The organism is Ruegeria sp. BF7 (assembly GCF_056538605.1).
In genome coordinates this window covers 91,319-107,721 of the sequence record NZ_JBQFTM010000014.1, presented here as the reverse complement: position 1 = coordinate 107,721, position 16,403 = coordinate 91,319, and the positions used below count along the sequence as shown (strand labels likewise).

Here is a 16,403-nt window from a genome sequence, read left to right as displayed (position 1 = left end):
GCGACCCGCTACGACAGGTGCCCGAAGGTCTTCCTGTCAGCCATCGCCCTCGCAGCACTCGTCATCTATTGGCTATGAGTCCTGACCCTAGGCATTCAAGACGCCAGCACACCAACGATTACTCTCCAAAACGCCGGAAAACAGATCATTTCAGCTTTAGTTGAAAAAGTCCTAAGCCATACCGGCGCGGATACCGATCTGGAAATTCAGAAGATGCGCGACCTCTTCGCTTCGGATCGCGAGATTCGAATTTATATTGATGACATCGATCGCGGCTGGAAAGCGACGCAGGATGACATCAACAACATTTCCGCCCTCGTAAATGCTTCTAGGGACCTAACAAACGAGGATCAACGTATCAAGATACGCATTGGTCTGCGAAGCGACGCGTACTATCTATTCAGAACATCAGATGAGAGCACTGACAAAGTTGAAGGCAACGTGGTTAGACTTTCATGGACACGGCACGATGTAATCAGCGTCATGGCTCTCCGTGTGGCCAGTTACTTCGGAAAAAGTATAGACCCTGCAATACTTGAGGAATTGGGTCAGAAGGACATTGCGAGAGAGATTCACCCGGTAATTGAGGATCGGTTTACTGTCGGAAAAGGACATTGGTCCGGTGCACCAATCCACATCGTTCTTTTATCTTTAAACCGCAATAGACCTCGTGATCTGATTAAGTTGCTAACCGCCGCGGCTCGCGAGGCCTACAAGAATGGGAACGATAAAATCAAATCGAGCGATTTGGAGAAGACATTCTCCGATTACTCGCACGGACGCATAACGGACCTTACCCTCGAATTTAAATCTGAAATGCCGGAAATCGAAAAACTCTTGTATAACATGAAGCCGAGCGGAAAAAGGCAGCAAGATAAAGACAAAAGATGGTTATACACAAATGACGAACTGATCAAAAAAATTAAGGACATCGGCCAGAGTCAATCTCTTTCGTTTAGGAACGGAAAAGCCGCCACGCCCAAGGCAATCGCTGAATTCCTCTATAAAATCGACTTCATTATTGCCCGCGACGATGACGAGCGAGGTGACGCTCGGTGGACTCACTTTGATCAAAACCGAATGCTACAAAGCCAATTTGTGGATTTCGGATATAAATGGGAAGTTCACCCCGCGTATCGTTGGGCACTTCAGCCTAAGAGCGTCCACGAGATCATGGATGACATAAGTTTCAACTAACATACATTTTGCTACTGTGTGGGCACGCAGTCGGCTGCGCCAACCGCTTTCACCCACTCGCCGTAAAAATGGCCAGCATTTTAGCTGTCCATTTTTAAGGCGCTAATAAACGCCTCCTGCGGGATATCGACCTTCCCGAACTGGCGCATTTTCTTCTTACCCGCCTTCTGCTTGTCCAGCAGTTTGCGTTTCCGTGTGGCGTCGCCTCCGTAGCACTTCGCAGTCACGTCCTTGCGCAAGGCGGACAGGGTCTCGCGGGCGATGACCTTGCCTCCGATGGCCGCCTGGATCGGGATTTTGAACATGTGGCGCGGGATCAGGTCCTTGAGCTTTTCGCACATCGCCCGGCCCCGCATCTCGGCCCGGTCGCGGTGAACCATGGTCGACAGCGCATCAACCGGTTCGTCATTCACCAGCACCGACATCTTGACCAGATTATCCTGCGTGTAGCCGGTCATCTGATAGTCGAACGAGGCATAGCCCTTGGTCACCGATTTCAGGCGGTCGTAGAAGTCAAAGACGACCTCGTTCAGCGGCAGGTCATAGACGACCATGGCGCGGCTGCCCGCATAGGTCAGGTCCAGCTGGACGCCGCGGCGGTCCTGGCAGAGTTTCAACACGTCGCCGAGGTATTCGTCGGGCACCAGAATGGTCGCCTTGATGCGCGGCTCCTCGATATGGTCGACCTTCGACGGGTCGGGCATGTCGGCGGGGTTATGCAGCTCGATCATCTCGCCGTCTTTCATGTAGACGTGATAGATCACCGAGGGCGCGGTGGTGATGAGCTCGATATCATATTCGCGTTCGATGCGGTCGCGGATGACCTCAAGATGCAGCAGCCCGAGGAAGCCGCAGCGGAAGCCAAAGCCCAGCGCGGCCGATGTTTCCATTTCAAAGCTGAAGCTGGCGTCGTTCAGCGCCAGTTTATCGATCGCGTCGCGCAGGTCTTCGAATTCAGCCGAGTCCACGGGGAAGAGGCCACAGAAGACCACCGGTTGCGCGGGCTTGAAGCCCGGCAGGGCGACCTCGGCGCCATTTCGGTCATTGGTGATTGTGTCACCGACGCGCGTGTCGCGGACCTGTTTGATCGAGGCAGTCAGGAAGCCGATCTCGCCGGGGCCCAATGAGTCGATCATCTGCATTTCGGGCCGGAACACGCCGACCCGGTCAACATGGTGCAGGGTGTTGTTCGACATGAACTTGACCCGCATCCCCTTTTTCAGCGTGCCGTCCATGATGCGGACCAGAACGATGACGCCCAGGTAGGCGTCGTACCACGAATCCACCAGCATCGCCTTGAGCGGCGCGTCCAGAGTGCCCTTTGGTGCGGGCAGTAGTTTTACGATGGCTTCCAGCGTCTCATGGATGCCCTGCCCCGTCTTGGCGCTGACCTGAATGGCGTCGGTCGCGTCGATGCCGATCACATCCTCGATCTGTTCGGCCACGCGGTCACAGTCGGACGCGGGCAGGTCGATCTTGTTCAGCACCGGCACGATCTCATGATCGGCGTCGATGGCCTGATACACGTTGGCCAGCGTTTGCGCCTCGACCCCTTGGGTCGAGTCCACAACCAGCAGCGAGCCCTCGACCGCACGCATGGATCGCGAGACCTCATAGGCAAAGTCCACGTGACCGGGGGTGTCGATCAGGTTCAGCACGTATTGCTCGCCGTTGTCGGCGGTATAGTCGATGCGGACCGTGTTGGCCTTGATGGTGATGCCGCGTTCCCGCTCGATATCCATACTGTCGAGCAACTGTTCCTTCATGTCGCGATCCTTGACCGTTCCGGTCTCTTGGATGAGCCGGTCAGCAAGGGTGGATTTGCCATGGTCGATATGCGCGACGATGGAGAAATTGCGGATATGAGCGAGGTCTGTCATGGGTTGGGGATATGCGTCGGAAATGGGCTGTGGTCAATGGTTCAAGGTGATCTGCCGTAGCCAAAACACTCTCATTGCAAGTTGCCTAGAAATTGGCTCGATACTGGTACGTGGCGTCGCACCTGATTTCGGAGTTTGTCTCGTGTTGTCGCGGCACGCCTTGTTAAGGCCAATGCGCGTGCTGAAGTTGCTGCATATTGGATATAAAGCACTGATTGTATCCATAGTCTGAATCAGACCTCCAATCCCTGAGGTCTATGATTGTGCGCGCGACGTCCCCTTCAATGCGTTCACTCGCCCAATAGTCTTCATTGGCAATCAAGCTCTGTAGCGGGCTTCTCGGAGAGTAAGGAGAGGACAGCAACGCAGCAGCGGTAACGGTACAATCGGAAATCTCATCCGCACAGTAATCGCTGCAAAAGTTACGAATGGGGGTCCAAGCCACTATCTCTGCGCTAAGTTTAGCCGCTGCCTCCCGGATATCGGTGTCATGAATCAATTCTCTTGGAGCGAAAATGCCCCAAGCTAGCTCGGACGCCTTGAAGCGATCATCTCCAGTATTAAGCCAGGCCAGCGATGCCGAACCTCCATAATTTGGACCGTCCGAACTATGTGTCTGTAGGTACAATGCCCAGAATAGGAAGATACTGGCTTCTTCGGGCAATTTGTGGTCAAGGCCTCGCAAAACCTCAACCAAATCAGCCCCTCTGCCATCGTAGAGCATGGATTGCGCTGCAAGCATTGCTGTTATTGGCTCACCAAGCTCGACTAGCACTGCGATTGCAGGCGCTTTATCCTCGAACTTGGCAGCTTGCAGTAATGCAAGGGCCAAAGGCTCAGAGTTTTGCGCTTCTGTTAGCCATGACTTTCCCGACAGACCGCCGGGTTTTCGTAACAGAGCTATGCGGACTTTCCGAGCCATTTCAGAAGTTACATGCGCGTGGAAACTACTCCGGCCAGCGATGCTAGCCAGCAAGATCTGCGCAGCTGCGTTGCCCTTTTGTGCCTGATCAGACAAGCTTTGTAATGCTGTCAAATCCTCTCCATTCAACCACGCCTGAACCGCCTCTATGAATTCCGGCGCATCTTTACCTTGCAAAGAAGGCGTATCCGACAAAGCCATAATCGGCGACAAACAAAGTAACGCTGAAATAAAAAACGACCTGATAGAATTCACTTGTCTACCCTATAATTCGACTGCTTATACTCGCTTCCAACGCACCTCAGCGTGCTGTTTTATCCCCAGCAAATCAACACCGTTTGATTTGGCTGTCAAAACAATTGATCCCTTCCCCCGTTTGATTCATACTCCTGCCCAGACCGAGAGGGGCAACAGACCCGTCCGGGCAGGCAAAAACGAGGCTCGAGCATGAAACAGTTTCTCTTAATCGCATTCTGTGCGGCATCGCTGACGGCGATGGCTCCGACAGTGGACGCGGCGCAGATCAAACGAGCGTGTCTGACGTCCGACCGTACGGCCGCAACGCGGGACCGGTGTAGCTGCATCCAGCGCGTCGCGGATCAGGCGCTCACCCGCAGCGACCAGAAGACTGTCGCCAAATGGTTCAACGATCCCCATCAGGCGCAAGAGCTGAAGATGTCGAAAACCGCGCGCGATGATGCGCTGTGGGACCGGTATCGGAACTTCGGCCAGATGGCACAGGCAATCTGCAACTGACCCGGTTCAAATCCTTGACCTGACGCTCGCTGCGCCTCAGAAAAGGCGCAGCGAGAGGATGTTGCATGCTTATAAAAGGGCTGACCCTGCGCGGACTCGAAGTGTTCGAGGCGCTGGCGCGGACTGGCTCGGTGGCGCAGGCTGCCGAGATCACGGGGCTCAGCCAGCCCTCGGTGTCGCAGCAGTTGCGCAATCTGGAAAACGCCCTGGGGACCGATCTGGTCGATCACGGGCGCCGCCCTATGCGACTGACGCAGGCGGGGCGCAGCTTTCTGGCCCGGACCGAGGCAGTGCTGGCCGAATTGCAAATGGCTCAGAGCGAGTTGACCGTGATGGACCTGGGCCATCTGACCACCCTGTCCATCGGGCTGATCGACGATTTCGACAATGACCTGACGCCTCGGCTTGCGACCCTGCTAGCCGACAGCCTGACCCGTTCGAACTTCAAGCTGCTCACCCTGCCCAGCCTGGATTTGTTCGAAGAGCTAGAAGCCCAACGCCTGCATCTTATGGTATCGGCCCACTCCGGCGAGGTGCTGGAGGGCGTGGTCGAATACCCCTTGGTGCAGGACCCATTCATCCTAGTGACGCCCAAAGGGGTTGAGAATGCCATTCAGGAACTTCCCTTCTTGCGCTATGCCCGCGAACAATTGATCAGCCGCCAGATCGAGGCACATCTGGCCCGGCAGCGACTGGACTATGAAGAGCGGTTCGAAATCGGCTCACATCTGGCGCTTATGGCGATGGTTGCGCGCGGGTTGGGATGGGCTATTACCACGCCTCTGGGCTACATGCGGGCAACCCGGTTTCACGATGCACTCGAAGCGCATCCCGCCCCGTTCGGGGATTTTGCGCGCACGATTTCCCTATTCACGCGCACCGACTGGTCCGATCAGGTTCCGCAAGAGGTTGCCGGCATGATGCGTCGCCTGATGCGCAACCAGATTGTCGATCCGGCGCTTGCGCAACTGCCATGGCTTACCGACCGTCTGAAGGTGATGGGCTAGGACTGCAGATACGCGTCGAGCCCCGCCACCGCGGTCTCGATCAGGTCCAGCGCCCCTTCAAAATCCCGCGTATAGTAAGGGTCGGGCACGTGGTCGGCTCCTGCCTGCGGCGCGAAATCGGTCAGAAGGCGGACCGGGGTCTCATTCCCTGCAGGCCGCAAGGACTCAATGTTCCTGATGTTCTCGGCATCCATACCAATGACCAGGTCAAACCGATCAAAATCCTCGGTCCCGAATTGCCGCGCCCGCAGGTCGCTCAGTTCAATACCCCGTGCTCGCGCCGCCGTCTGCATCGGCCCATAGGGCGGATCGCCGATATGCCAGCCCGAAGTCCCGGCACTGTCGGTCATGTGTTGGGGAGCACGGGCGCGAAACGCACCTTCGGCAGCGGGAGAACGGCAAATATTGCCGAGACAGACAAAGAGGATACGATGGGTCATAGGCCAAGGTGTACCGCGTGAGGCAAAGATGGAAAAGATCGTCATTCTGACAGGGGCCGGGATCTCCGCCGAAAGCGGGCTGGGCACGTTCCGCGATGAAGACGGCCTGTGGGCAAAGCACCGGATCGAGGATGTCGCCACACCCGAGGGCTTTGCCCGCGATCCGGCTCTGGTCCATGGCTTCTACAACGCCCGCCGGGTTCAGGCAGCCAAGGCCTTGCCTAACGCAGCGCATCAGGCGTTGGCCCGCTTGCAACAGGACTTTCGCGGCGACGTGGTGATCGTCACTCAGAACGTCGATAACCTGCACGAGGTTGGCGGCGCCCGAAACGTGATCCACATGCACGGCACGCTGGCCGGGGCGCTGTGTGCGGCTTGCGATCACCGTTGGCCCGCTCCACCTGAAATGGCGGTTGGCGAAAACTGCCCGGCCTGTAACGCCCCCAAAGCGCGACCGGATGTGGTCTGGTTTGGTGAAATGCCGTACCACATGGACGCGATCTATGACCATCTGGCCAATTCAACCCTGTTCGCGGCCATCGGCACCTCGGGTCAGGTCTACCCCGCTGCTGCCTTCGTGCACGAAGCCCGCATGTCCGGCGCGCAAACAGTCGAACTGAACCTCGCCCCGTCGGATGGCGCGTCCAGTTTTGACGACGTCATCCTCGGCCCCGCGTCAGAAACTGTCCCACGCTGGGTCCAGGGGTTGCTGGGATAATCTGGTAGCGAACCCCGCAGACAGCAGCAAATTTTCCTGTTTATACTACAGGACTAACACGCCGGGAGAGCATCATGACAGACCCCCAGTTTCCACGCGAAGAAATCCTTGATGACGACAGTCTGGACGACCGCGACGCGCTGGGTGACCAGTTGGCGGGGCTGTGGTGGACCTTCCTGTTGCGCGGGGTTTTGGCCGGAGCGCTGGGCATCGCGGCCCTGTTCTGGCCGACGGGCAGCATCTCACTGCTGTTGCGGTTGGTCGGCCTGTTGCTGGTGTTCGACGGCGGCCTGACCTTGCTGGGCTTTGGACGACGCGGCCTGATTGGAGGCGCCGGGATCGGCGCCTTGTTGATCGGGTTGATCTTACTGATCTGGCCCGAGGGCGTGGCCCGGCTGACCTTCTTCCTGCTGGGCGCATGGGCGCTGATCATGGGCGTTGGTTCTCTTATGGCTTGGCGGCAGATGTCGGATCAACACCCCGATGCCGCTTCGGTCCGCAACTCGGGGATCGTGGCGTTGGTAATCGGTCTGGCGCTGATCTTCTGGCCCGGAAGCGGCATGATGGCGCTGGGCTGGGCTATCGCATTCGGGGCACTGGCCTTTTCGGCTGTGATGTTCTGGCTGACCGCCCGTTTCAAACGCGCCCATGATCGCGTGGCGATGCGGGTGGTCAATCGCTGAACCATTCGCCACAACGCAAACAGGCCGGGCAAAGCCCGGCCTGACGTATGGATGACGGCCGCAACGCGGCCTGAAGACAGGCGTAGCCTCAGTTCGAATGCGACCCGTGACCGCCCTCGTCCTGACGCTCCAGATCGACGGGAATCTCGATCTCAACCTCGCCCGCCTTTTCAAAGATCAGGGTTACGGGAACCGTTGCGCCCTGTTCGAACGGAGCGGTCAGCCCCATGAACATCACATGGTCGCCACCACGTTTCAGCATATGGGTTTCGCCCGCAGGGATGGCAAAACCTTCTTCGACATGCACCATCTTGGCCACGCCGCTGTCATCGACCTGATGGGTATGCAGTTCGACCCGCGCCGCCGCATCGGATTCCGCGCCGATCAACCGGTCGTCAGCTTCACCGGTATTCTGGATCATCATGAAGGCCGCACCTGCCTTGGCCGATTTGCCCGACGACCGGGCATAGGCGTCATCGACAGAAATTGTATCCTGCGCAAAAGCAGTTGTGGCCAAGGTTGAGGCAGCCAAAGTGGCGAGCAGTTTGGATTTGAGGGACATCGCGTCTCTCCTTACTTAGATATTTGATAGGAATGGAGAATTTTCTAAAACAGAACCGGCGGCGCACGCGCCGGTCTGTACGGTACCGGAAGCGCAATCAGGTTTTCTGCCTTGTGCACGGGCGCGGGCAGTGCTGCCGCCGGTGCCACAGGCAATTCGGGTGCCGCGACCGCAATCGCACCCAAAAGGGTCAGCGCATAGTCGGGGCAGAAATGCGGCGGATGCGTCGGCTGGCCCCCGGCGTCCATATAGACCACCACCGGACCCGAGCCTGTGCACAGCACCACCTGCCCCACCGCCCTATCCATTCCGCGAGATGCGGACACCCCCTGCCCCGTAAGAATGACGAGCAGTGACAGTGCCAAAGGCAGGAATCTGTTCAGAAGGTTTTTCATTCTGGGCCAGATATAAGCCCGACGCAAAGCGGGCTTCAAGCGCAAACGGATGCGCCCGAAGCCCGCTAATTCAGGTTACGTATCAGCTGTCCACGCCAGGACGTTTGACAGTTCCTTTGGTCAGGCTCGTATGCAACCTGTTCACCTGTCGTTGCATCCGAAAGCATGTCCCAAACGTTTTGCCTAAAAAGGCCGCCAACAGGGAGAGATAATCAGATAATTTGAAAGACATGAAACTGAACTCCGCCAGATGAATATGACTAAACATAAGGCGAGCAGAGCAAGGTGTATGTGAACAATATCACCAAGGGGTGAATTTTAGTTCCAATTCAGGAACAGCCCACGAAAGAAAAGACCCTGCACCTTGCGGTACAGGGCCGAATTCTTCTCAAGTAAAAAGGGCTTAGGCCGAGGCTTGTGCCTTGGCGATTTCCTTTTTCACTTTCAGCGCGTTTGCCGACAGGTCTTCGTCCTTGGCTTTGGCCAGGAACGCGTCCAGACCACCGCGATGGTCAACCGAGCGCAGCGCAGCAGCCGAGATGCGCAGCTTGACGCCACGACCCAGGGATTCGGACTGCAGGGTAACGTCGTTCAGGTTGGGCAGAAAACGACGACGAGTTCTGTTTTTGGCGTGGCTGACATTGTTGCCAGTCATCGGGCCTTTTCCGGTCAGTTCGCAACGGCGCGACATGGTTTCTTCCTTTGTTTCTGGAGGCCGGGCATTACACCCTCGGCCAAATCACAAGGGGCGCAACCCGAAGTCGCGCCCGAAAACTGGTTGGATGCGTGTAGTGGGAATCGCAGGAAGGGTCAAGACGGATCACGCGAATTCTTTAAGCCGACGTCACTGACCGGATAGGTTTGTGCCCGCAACAGTGGTTTGTTGTTCTTTCGGTGCCGTTCCAGCAGGCGCGCCTGCTGCCGCCCACGCGGAATTAACCGCGCAGGCATCGGAGACAGTCGCTTTTCGATCAGTTCTGGAAAAATTTCAAAAATCTCACGCCTTGCGTCCACACCAATCGATTTCAGGGCCTCGGCCCCGGTGAACAGGCTTTCGGTCGGGGCGTTTTCGGCGAAGATTACCTGATGGCGGTCGAACAACAGGTGAAAATACTCCACCCCCGCAACAGATTCATCGACGAAAATCCCCGGCAAAACGGTTAATTTGATCGCCGGGATCAACACTTCGGATGTACCGAACATGCGTTCCGCGATCTTTGACTGCACCAGCATCCTGTGTTGACGCGAAACCAGCAGGTCGCGCCGGGGCAGCTCGGTGCCCAGCGCCCCTGTCAGGATGCGAACCGGCCAAAGGCGCGGATTGTTCAGCAATGCAGCCCGGTCAAACCCACGGCGACCAATCCACCGGATGTTTTGCAGCCCGTCCTCCATGGTGGGGATCATATCCCCGATCCGCAGATCTTGAATCGGGCGTTCTCCGGTCTGCGTCAGTACAGCGGTGTCGCGGGTAAAGCAGGGAACCCCCGAGCCGTTTTCGAACGTCGAATACGTGACCGCGATCCCGGACGGCAAGGTAAATGTGCCACTGGACAACGAATAGCCGACACCATCCTCAACCGTGATGGTGCCGAAAACGCTGTCATTGATCACCGTCCCTACGGGTAGATTCAGCGTGTCCGTTCCGTTGCCACCGCGGATATCGCCGTCGACGGATGTACTGCTGAAATTCAGAGTATCGTCACCGCCCCCCAGACGAATGGACCCAACGGTCGAGCCGGTGATGTCCACGGTGTCGGCATCCGACCCCGATGCAACGCGGTCGCCAATGGTGCTGTTGGTAACCGTTATGGTGTCACTTCCGGCATTGCCGAGCACGTTGTCGGCGATGACACTGTTGGTGACATTTATGTCGTCATCACCACCCCGCCCCCGGATATTGTCAATCGGAGATCCCTGCGGGTTCCCGTTCAGGGTACCGCTATTGTTTGTGACGTCGATATCGTCGTCGCTATTTGTCCCATTTATGCGGGGCATTCGGACCGGTCCTGTACGTCGAGGGTGTCAGAATAACACTATTCTGCGCCACCGTCAGGTCACAACACAACTCTGGATGGAAAGTCCGCCGCACCCAAGTCCGGGGCAATTGCTAACGCGGGATCAGTGACATCAGCATGGTTTCCGCAGCCGCTGAGGGGCTCAGCCCGCCTGCCCGCACCTGGGCGCCCAAGTTTTCCATGTCAGCCCGCGCCTGCGCAGTAGTCAGCTGCGCCAAAAGCGCGGCGCGCACCTCCTGCTCGAACCAGTACTGCGCTTGCGCCGCCCGGTTCGTGTCCCAGTGGCCACGTTCTCGGCGCGACTGGGTGAGGGATTGCATCTCGGACCACGCTCCCTCCAACCCATGTTCCTCGACCGCCGAGACCGTCATCGCCTTGGGGAACCCCTCTGGGTCTTGCGGGCGTTTGCGCAGTAGGCGCAGGGCCCCAGCGTAGTCGGCGCAGGTTCGGGTTGCGGTGGCCTTCAGGTCTCCGTCCGCCTTGTTGACCAGAATCATGTCGGCCATTTCCATGATGCCACGCTTGACGCCCTGCAATTCGTCCCCGCCCGCCGGGGCCAGCAGCAACAGGAACAGATCCGACATTTCCGAAACCACGGTTTCCGACTGACCGACCCCCACAGTTTCGATCAGGACGACGTCGAAGGCAGCCGCTTCGCATAGGGCAATCGCTTCGCGCGTTCGGCGCGCGACACCACCCAGATACGACTGGCTGGGCGACGGACGGATAAAGGCGTTTTTCTCACGGCTCAGACGCTCCATCCGGGTTTTGTCGCCCAAAATCGAGCCTCCAGACCGAGCCGAGCTGGGATCGACCGCCAGAACCGCTACGCGCAGCCCCTGCCTGATCAGCATCATACCGAAGCTTTCGATAAAGGTGGATTTACCCACCCCTGGCGTCCCCGACAGACCAATGCGCAAGGATTGCCGTTGAGACTTGGCTACATGGGCCAGCAACTCGGTCGCCTGCGCCCGGTGGTCGTCGCGGCCGCTTTCGACCAAAGTGATCGCCCGAGCCAGCGCGCGGCGTTCACCGTTCAAAATCCTGTCGCCCAGCTCAGCGGTATTCATGCACGTCCCCCTACCCGATTTTCGCCTTGATGGCGTAGCGGAACGGGGTTTGTCCAGTGCCAAGAACCGTGAGAATTGCCGCAGTGCGTCGGAACTGGACCTTGCCGGGCGGTTGGCGGATAAAGCCCGCATGACACGCCTGCCCATCGACGACGCCATCCCTGACCTGCTTGCGACCCTAAAGGCCTCGGGCCGCGCCGTGCTACAGGCGCCTCCGGGTGCGGGCAAGACTACACGGGTGCCTTTGGCAATGCTCGACGCGGGCTTGTGCAACGGCAAGATCGTAATGCTGGAACCGCGCAGGCTGGCCGCGCGCGCAGCCGCCGAACGCATGGCTGAAACGCTGGGTCAGCGCGCGGGTGAAACGGTCGGCTACCGGGTGCGCGGCGACACCAAAGTTTCGAAATCAACGCAGATCGAGGTTGTCACCGAGGGCATCCTGACCCGAATGCTGCAATCCGATCCCGATCTGCCAGGTGTCGGTGCGGTAATCTTTGACGAATTCCATGAACGGTCCCTGAACGCTGATCTGGGTTTGGCTTTGTGCCTGGAAGTCACCGGCGCGCTGCGGGACGACCTGATCCTGTTGGCCATGTCCGCGACACTGGATGCTGAGCCTGTTGGGCGGCTGATGGAGGCCCCATTGGTCACCTCCGAAGGGCGCAGCTATCCGGTCGAAACCCGCTGGCTGGACCGGCCTTTGGCTGCGCAGGCAAGGCGATTGGACGCTCTGGTCGATCTTGTGATTCAGGCTGAAAGGGACACGCGCAAAACCGGCGGCGGTGTACTTGTGTTCCTACCCGGCGAGGGCGAAATCCGGCGGGTCGAGACCGCCTTGTCCGGACGTTTGCCTGGCGATTGCGTGGTACGTCCCTTGTTCGGAGCGATGCCCTTTTCCTCCCAACGAACCGCGATTGCGCCGGTTGACGAGGGCCGCAAAGTGGTGCTGGCCACGTCGATCGCCGAAACCTCGCTGACCATTCCCGACATCCGTGTTGTGGTCGACATGGGCCAAGCGCGGCGGGCGCGTTTCGATCCAGGCTCGGGCATGTCACGGCTGGTGACCGAGCGCGTGACGCGGGCCGAGGCCACCCAGCGTGCAGGCCGCGCCGGGCGCGTAGCCGAAGGGGTCTGCTATCGGTTGTGGTCCAAGGGAGAAGAAGGCGCTCTGGCCGCCTATCCCCCGTCCGAAATCGAGGCGGCCGACCTGACCGGGCTGGCCCTGGAACTGGCGCTTTGGGGCGCGGGGCCGGGCGATCTGGCCTTCCTGACGGCGCCGCCTGACGGCGCCATGGCCGAGGCCGAGGCCCTGCTGAACATGCTGGGCGCGCTGGATGCCAAGAGGCGGATCACCGATCACGGGCGCGCGCTGGCCGCGCTGCCTCTGCACCCGCGTTTGGGGCATATGCTGGTTCGGGCGGGATCAGACGCCGCGCCATTGGCCGCACTGATGGCCGACCGCGATCCACTCAAAGGTGCCCCGGCGGATATGCTGCTGCGGCTGGAAGCATTGCGCGACATTCGCGCATTTCAACGCAACAGGGTCTGGCAGGTGAAGCCGGGCGCAGTGGATCGGATCAAGGCCGAAGCCAAACGGCTGCGCAAACAAGGCAACTCCTCCGACCTAAGTCCCGCCTCCATGGCCGCGCTGGCCTATCCCGACAGGATCGGACAGCGCCGCAACGGCGATGTGCCGCGCTATGTCCTGTCGGGCGGCAAAGGGGTTGTGCTGGACAGTAGCGACACGCTGGCCGCCGCGCCCTATCTGGTGGTCACGGATACCGACGGCAACCCGCGTGAGGCACGCGTGCGCATGGCGGCCCAGATATCGGAACGGGAAATCCGCGATCTGTTTGCGGATCAGATCGAATGGGTAGACAGTTGCGAATGGTCAAAGCGCGACCGTCGGGTCGTTGCGCGCCAACAAGAGCGATTCGGTGCAATCACTCTGAGCGACCGCATCTGGAAGAACGTTCCTGACGATGTGGTGGCACATGCCATGCTGAACGGTGTGCGCGATCTTGGCCTGCGACTGGACGGTGCCGCGGCGCGGCTCGCCGCACGGGTGGAACTGGTGCGGGCCGAGGGAGCGGACCTGCCCGATTTCACCGTCGAGGGGTTGACCCAAACCCTTGAAGATTGGCTGCTGCCGATGCTCTCGGGTGTGCGTAGTGTCGACGAGTGGAAACGGTTTGACCTGCTGCCCGCCCTGCGTGCCCGGCTGGACTGGAACCAGACGCAAGAGCTGGACCGCCGCGCGCCGGGCTCGTTTGAAACACCGCTGGGGCGCAAAGTACCGATTGAGTACGGGGGCGCAGTGCCCGAGATTTCGGTCCGCCTGCAAGAATTGTTCGGAGTAACCCGCCATCCCGTAGTGGGCGGCGAGGCGCTGAAGATCACCCTGCTGTCTCCGGCGCAACGCCCGATCCAGATCACTCGGGACCTGCCGGGTTTTTGGGCGGGATCATATGCGGACGTTCGCAAGGATATGCGCGCGCAATACCCCAAACATCCCTGGCCCGAAGACCCAACCCAAGCCGACCCCACCCTGCGCGCCAAACGAAGGAGACAAAACCGCGATTGACCTTTTGTTCAGGTTTTCAACTAAATGTCTGGGCAGGCGACGAAGGCACACTAACTTCCCAAAAAGGCTCATTGAAGATGCAGCTTTGCGTTGCTATATCTCTGCGGCTTAACGGTAACGCGCGTGCAATTAATCAACTCATGACAAAATGGTTGCGAAACATCTGGGAGGAGGTCGCACGACCCATATTCCTACGCCCCAAGCGGGTGCAGGTCGCTGCGCTGTGCACCCGGGAACGCGAGACCGGAACAGAGGTTTTGCTGATCACCAGCCGAGATACCGGACGCTGGATCATCCCCAAGGGCTGGCCGATCGATGGCAAGGATGGTGCAGAAACCGCCCTGCAGGAAGCCTGGGAAGAGGCCGGCGTGCGCGGGGTCAGCCTTGCCAAAGAGCCGATAGGCCATTTTACCTACGAGAAAATCCTGAACAACGGCTCGGCCCTGCCAGTGTTGACCAGTGTCTACCGGATCGAGGTTCAGGATCTTGCGAATGCGTTTCCAGAAGCAGATGAACGCAAGCGGACTTGGGTGGCTCCTGCGACTGCAGCTGAACGTGTAAATGAGCCGGAACTGCGCGACATACTGCTCCAACTGTAACAGTTTCGCAAAAAATTGAAGACAAAGCGGTTGCTCACGCTCGTGAAACCGTCTAGCCGCGTGCGGCAACGCAAATAAGCCGCGAAATCCCATGTCGAACATGACTACAAAACCCCGTTGGCAGGCGCTGGACAACGACCTGCACCGCATCTCGCGTGTCGAAAGTGCGAGTGTCCATATTGCGCGCCCGATGATGGCACCCGGCATCGCACTGGCCTTTATCGCATTGGCCGGTCTGTCGGCTGCAGTGTTTTTCGGACAGGCCGATGGCGGTTTGATCGTAGTCGCGGCAGCGGTTTTCGGGGCTTATATGGCGGTCAATATCGGTGCCAACGATGTGGCCAACAACATGGGACCTGCAGTTGGCGCAAATGCCCTGACCATGGGCGGTGCGATCGTTATCGCGGCCATCGCAGAAAGCGCGGGCGCGTTACTGGCTGGCGGAGATGTTGTTTCGACCATTTCAAAGGGAATCATCGACCCGGCCTCGGTTCAGAACAGCAATGTATTCATCTGGGCGATGATGGCCGCGCTGATATCGTCGGCGATGTGGGTCAACCTTGCCACCTGGGTCGGTGCACCGGTTTCGACCACGCATTCAGTCGTTGGGGGCGTGATGGGCGCAGGCATTGCTGCAGCAGGTCTGAGCGCTGTCAGCTGGGGCACGATGAGCGCCATCGCCGCAAGCTGGGTGATCTCACCGGTTCTGGGCGGGGTGATTGCAGCGTGTTTTTTGGCGTTGATCAAGACCAAGATCCAGTATCAGGACGACAAGATCGCCGCTGCTCGGCGATGGGTTCCCATCCTTGTCGCCGTCATGGCGGCGGCATTTGCCACCTATCTGGCCGTCAAAGGCCTGAAGCGGATCGTGAAGATCGAGCTGGAGATGGCTCTGCTGATCGGTTTGGCCTCGGGCCTGCTGGCCTGGTCGGTTACGGTGCCATGGGTACGGCGCAAGTCCGAAGGGATGGAAAACCGCACCAAGTCTCTGAAAACACTGTTTGGCCTGCCGCTAGTGATCTCGGCCACATTTCTCAGCTTCGCGCACGGCGCCAATGACGTTGCCAATGCGGTTGGCCCTCTGGCCGCGATCGTACACGCGGTTGAGTTTGGCGATTTCGCCTCGAAAGTGGCGATCCCAAGCTGGGTCATGGTGATTGGTGCCTTTGGGATTTCGTTCGGTCTGTTCCTGTTCGGCCCCAAACTGATCCGGATGGTGGGCAGCCAGATCACCAAACTGAACCCGATGCGCGCGTTCTGTGTGGCGCTGTCGGCTGCAATTACGGTGATCGTGGCCAGTTGGCTGGGACTGCCCGTCAGTTCCACCCACATCGCCGTGGGTGCCGTGTTCGGAGTTGGATTCTACCGCGAATGGCACTCGGATCGCCGCTGGAAGCAAACGAACCGCCAGCGCCCCGCCGAACAGCGCCTCGCCCGCGAAGAGCGTCAGCGCCGCAAGCTTGTGCGTCGCTCGCATTTCATGACGATTGTGGCGGCTTGGGTAATTACCGTACCAGCGGCTGCGGCTATGTCGGCGGCGATTTTCGTGTTTCTGACGGCCTTTACCTAACCCGG

General features: G+C 58.9%; 16 protein-coding genes. 8 read left to right on the top strand and 8 right to left on the bottom strand.

Annotated elements, in window-relative coordinates; genetic code table 11:
• Positions 1-81 precede the first annotated feature (81 nt).
• On the top strand, positions 82-1,197 hold the full coding sequence (locus tag ACR0IK_RS20455) for a P-loop ATPase, Sll1717 family (RefSeq protein ID WP_480642997.1): 1,116 nt from the start codon (positions 82-84) through the stop codon (positions 1,195-1,197).
• Positions 1,198-1,277: 80 nt separating this feature from the next.
• Here the strand turns inward: ACR0IK_RS20455 and lepA are convergent, their stop codons facing one another.
• Together lepA and ACR0IK_RS20445 are read right to left on the bottom strand one after the other, a co-directional pair.
• Entirely contained in the window at positions 1,278-3,077 is a 1,800-nt protein-coding gene (gene lepA, locus ACR0IK_RS20450; RefSeq protein ID WP_480642995.1) for a translation elongation factor 4, read from the bottom strand.
• A gap of 163 nt (positions 3,078-3,240) precedes the next feature.
• On the bottom strand, positions 3,241-4,254 hold the full coding sequence (locus ACR0IK_RS20445; RefSeq protein WP_480642993.1) for a hypothetical protein: 1,014 nt from the start codon (positions 4,252-4,254) through the stop codon (positions 3,241-3,243).
• Between the two features lie 192 nt (positions 4,255-4,446).
• On the opposite strand from ACR0IK_RS20445, the gene ACR0IK_RS20440 reads away from it, so the two are divergent.
• Both ACR0IK_RS20440 and ACR0IK_RS20435 read left to right on the top strand, forming a co-directional pair.
• Entirely contained in the window at positions 4,447-4,755 is a 309-nt protein-coding gene (locus tag ACR0IK_RS20440) for a hypothetical protein (protein WP_480593844.1), read from the top strand.
• 65 nt (positions 4,756-4,820) lie between these two features.
• Positions 4,821-5,762 carry a LysR family transcriptional regulator gene (locus ACR0IK_RS20435; protein WP_480642992.1) on the top strand — a complete coding sequence of 314 codons (942 nt, stop codon included), beginning with the start codon at positions 4,821-4,823 and terminating at the stop codon, positions 5,760-5,762.
• Here ACR0IK_RS20435 and ACR0IK_RS20430 read toward each other — a convergent pair.
• Entirely contained in the window at positions 5,759-6,202 is a 444-nt protein-coding gene (locus ACR0IK_RS20430; RefSeq protein ID WP_480593953.1) for a low molecular weight protein-tyrosine-phosphatase, read from the bottom strand. The two genes, ACR0IK_RS20435 and ACR0IK_RS20430, sit on opposite strands and share 4 nt — an antisense overlap.
• A gap of 28 nt (positions 6,203-6,230) precedes the next feature.
• On the opposite strand from ACR0IK_RS20430, the gene ACR0IK_RS20425 reads away from it, so the two are divergent.
• Together ACR0IK_RS20425 and ACR0IK_RS20420 are read left to right on the top strand one after the other, a co-directional pair.
• Complete coding sequence (locus ACR0IK_RS20425; RefSeq protein WP_480593846.1) at positions 6,231-6,920, top strand: NAD-dependent deacylase; 690 nt, start codon at positions 6,231-6,233, stop codon at positions 6,918-6,920.
• A gap of 74 nt (positions 6,921-6,994) precedes the next feature.
• Positions 6,995-7,603, top strand: coding sequence for an HdeD family acid-resistance protein (locus ACR0IK_RS20420; protein WP_480593847.1), 609 nt, complete (start codon positions 6,995-6,997; stop codon positions 7,601-7,603).
• 88 nt (positions 7,604-7,691) lie between these two features.
• Here ACR0IK_RS20420 and ACR0IK_RS20415 read toward each other — a convergent pair whose 3' ends face one another.
• The 5 genes from ACR0IK_RS20415 to meaB all read right to left on the bottom strand — a co-directional run bounded on the left by ACR0IK_RS20415 (position 7,692) and on the right by meaB (position 11,645).
• The gene (locus ACR0IK_RS20415) at positions 7,692-8,165 is read right to left on the bottom strand and encodes a copper chaperone PCu(A)C (RefSeq protein WP_480642991.1); all 474 of its coding nucleotides are present in this window, start codon (positions 8,163-8,165) and stop codon (positions 7,692-7,694) included.
• Between the two features lie 44 nt (positions 8,166-8,209).
• A complete protein-coding gene (locus ACR0IK_RS20410) occupies positions 8,210-8,560 on the bottom strand; it encodes a hypothetical protein (protein WP_480642990.1) in 351 nt (116 codons plus the stop codon).
• Between the two features lie 403 nt (positions 8,561-8,963).
• Positions 8,964-9,251 (bottom strand): 50S ribosomal protein L28, encoded by a 288-nt coding sequence (gene rpmB / locus ACR0IK_RS20405; protein WP_480593850.1) that lies wholly within the window; start codon positions 9,249-9,251, stop codon positions 8,964-8,966.
• A 119-nt stretch (positions 9,252-9,370) separates the two neighbouring features.
• Positions 9,371-10,555 carry a Hint domain-containing protein gene (locus ACR0IK_RS20400; protein WP_480642989.1) on the bottom strand — a complete coding sequence of 395 codons (1,185 nt, stop codon included), beginning with the start codon at positions 10,553-10,555 and terminating at the stop codon, positions 9,371-9,373.
• Between the two features lie 112 nt (positions 10,556-10,667).
• Positions 10,668-11,645 (bottom strand): methylmalonyl Co-A mutase-associated GTPase MeaB, encoded by a 978-nt coding sequence (gene meaB, locus ACR0IK_RS20395; RefSeq protein WP_480642988.1) that lies wholly within the window; start codon positions 11,643-11,645, stop codon positions 10,668-10,670.
• A gap of 130 nt (positions 11,646-11,775) precedes the next feature.
• Between meaB and hrpB the strand changes: the two genes are divergently transcribed.
• From hrpB to ACR0IK_RS20380, 3 genes are all read left to right on the top strand, one after another.
• Positions 11,776-14,229, top strand: a complete 2,454-nt coding sequence (gene hrpB, locus ACR0IK_RS20390) for an ATP-dependent helicase HrpB (protein ID WP_480642996.1) — start codon at positions 11,776-11,778, stop codon at positions 14,227-14,229.
• A 140-nt stretch (positions 14,230-14,369) separates the two neighbouring features.
• The gene (locus ACR0IK_RS20385; protein WP_480593853.1) at positions 14,370-14,828 is read left to right on the top strand and encodes an NUDIX hydrolase; all 459 of its coding nucleotides are present in this window, start codon (positions 14,370-14,372) and stop codon (positions 14,826-14,828) included.
• A 91-nt stretch (positions 14,829-14,919) separates the two neighbouring features.
• Positions 14,920-16,398: an inorganic phosphate transporter gene (locus ACR0IK_RS20380; RefSeq protein ID WP_480642987.1), complete on the top strand. Its 1,479-nt coding sequence runs from the start codon at positions 14,920-14,922 to the stop codon at positions 16,396-16,398.
• The last annotated feature ends 5 nt before the right edge of the window (positions 16,399-16,403 follow it).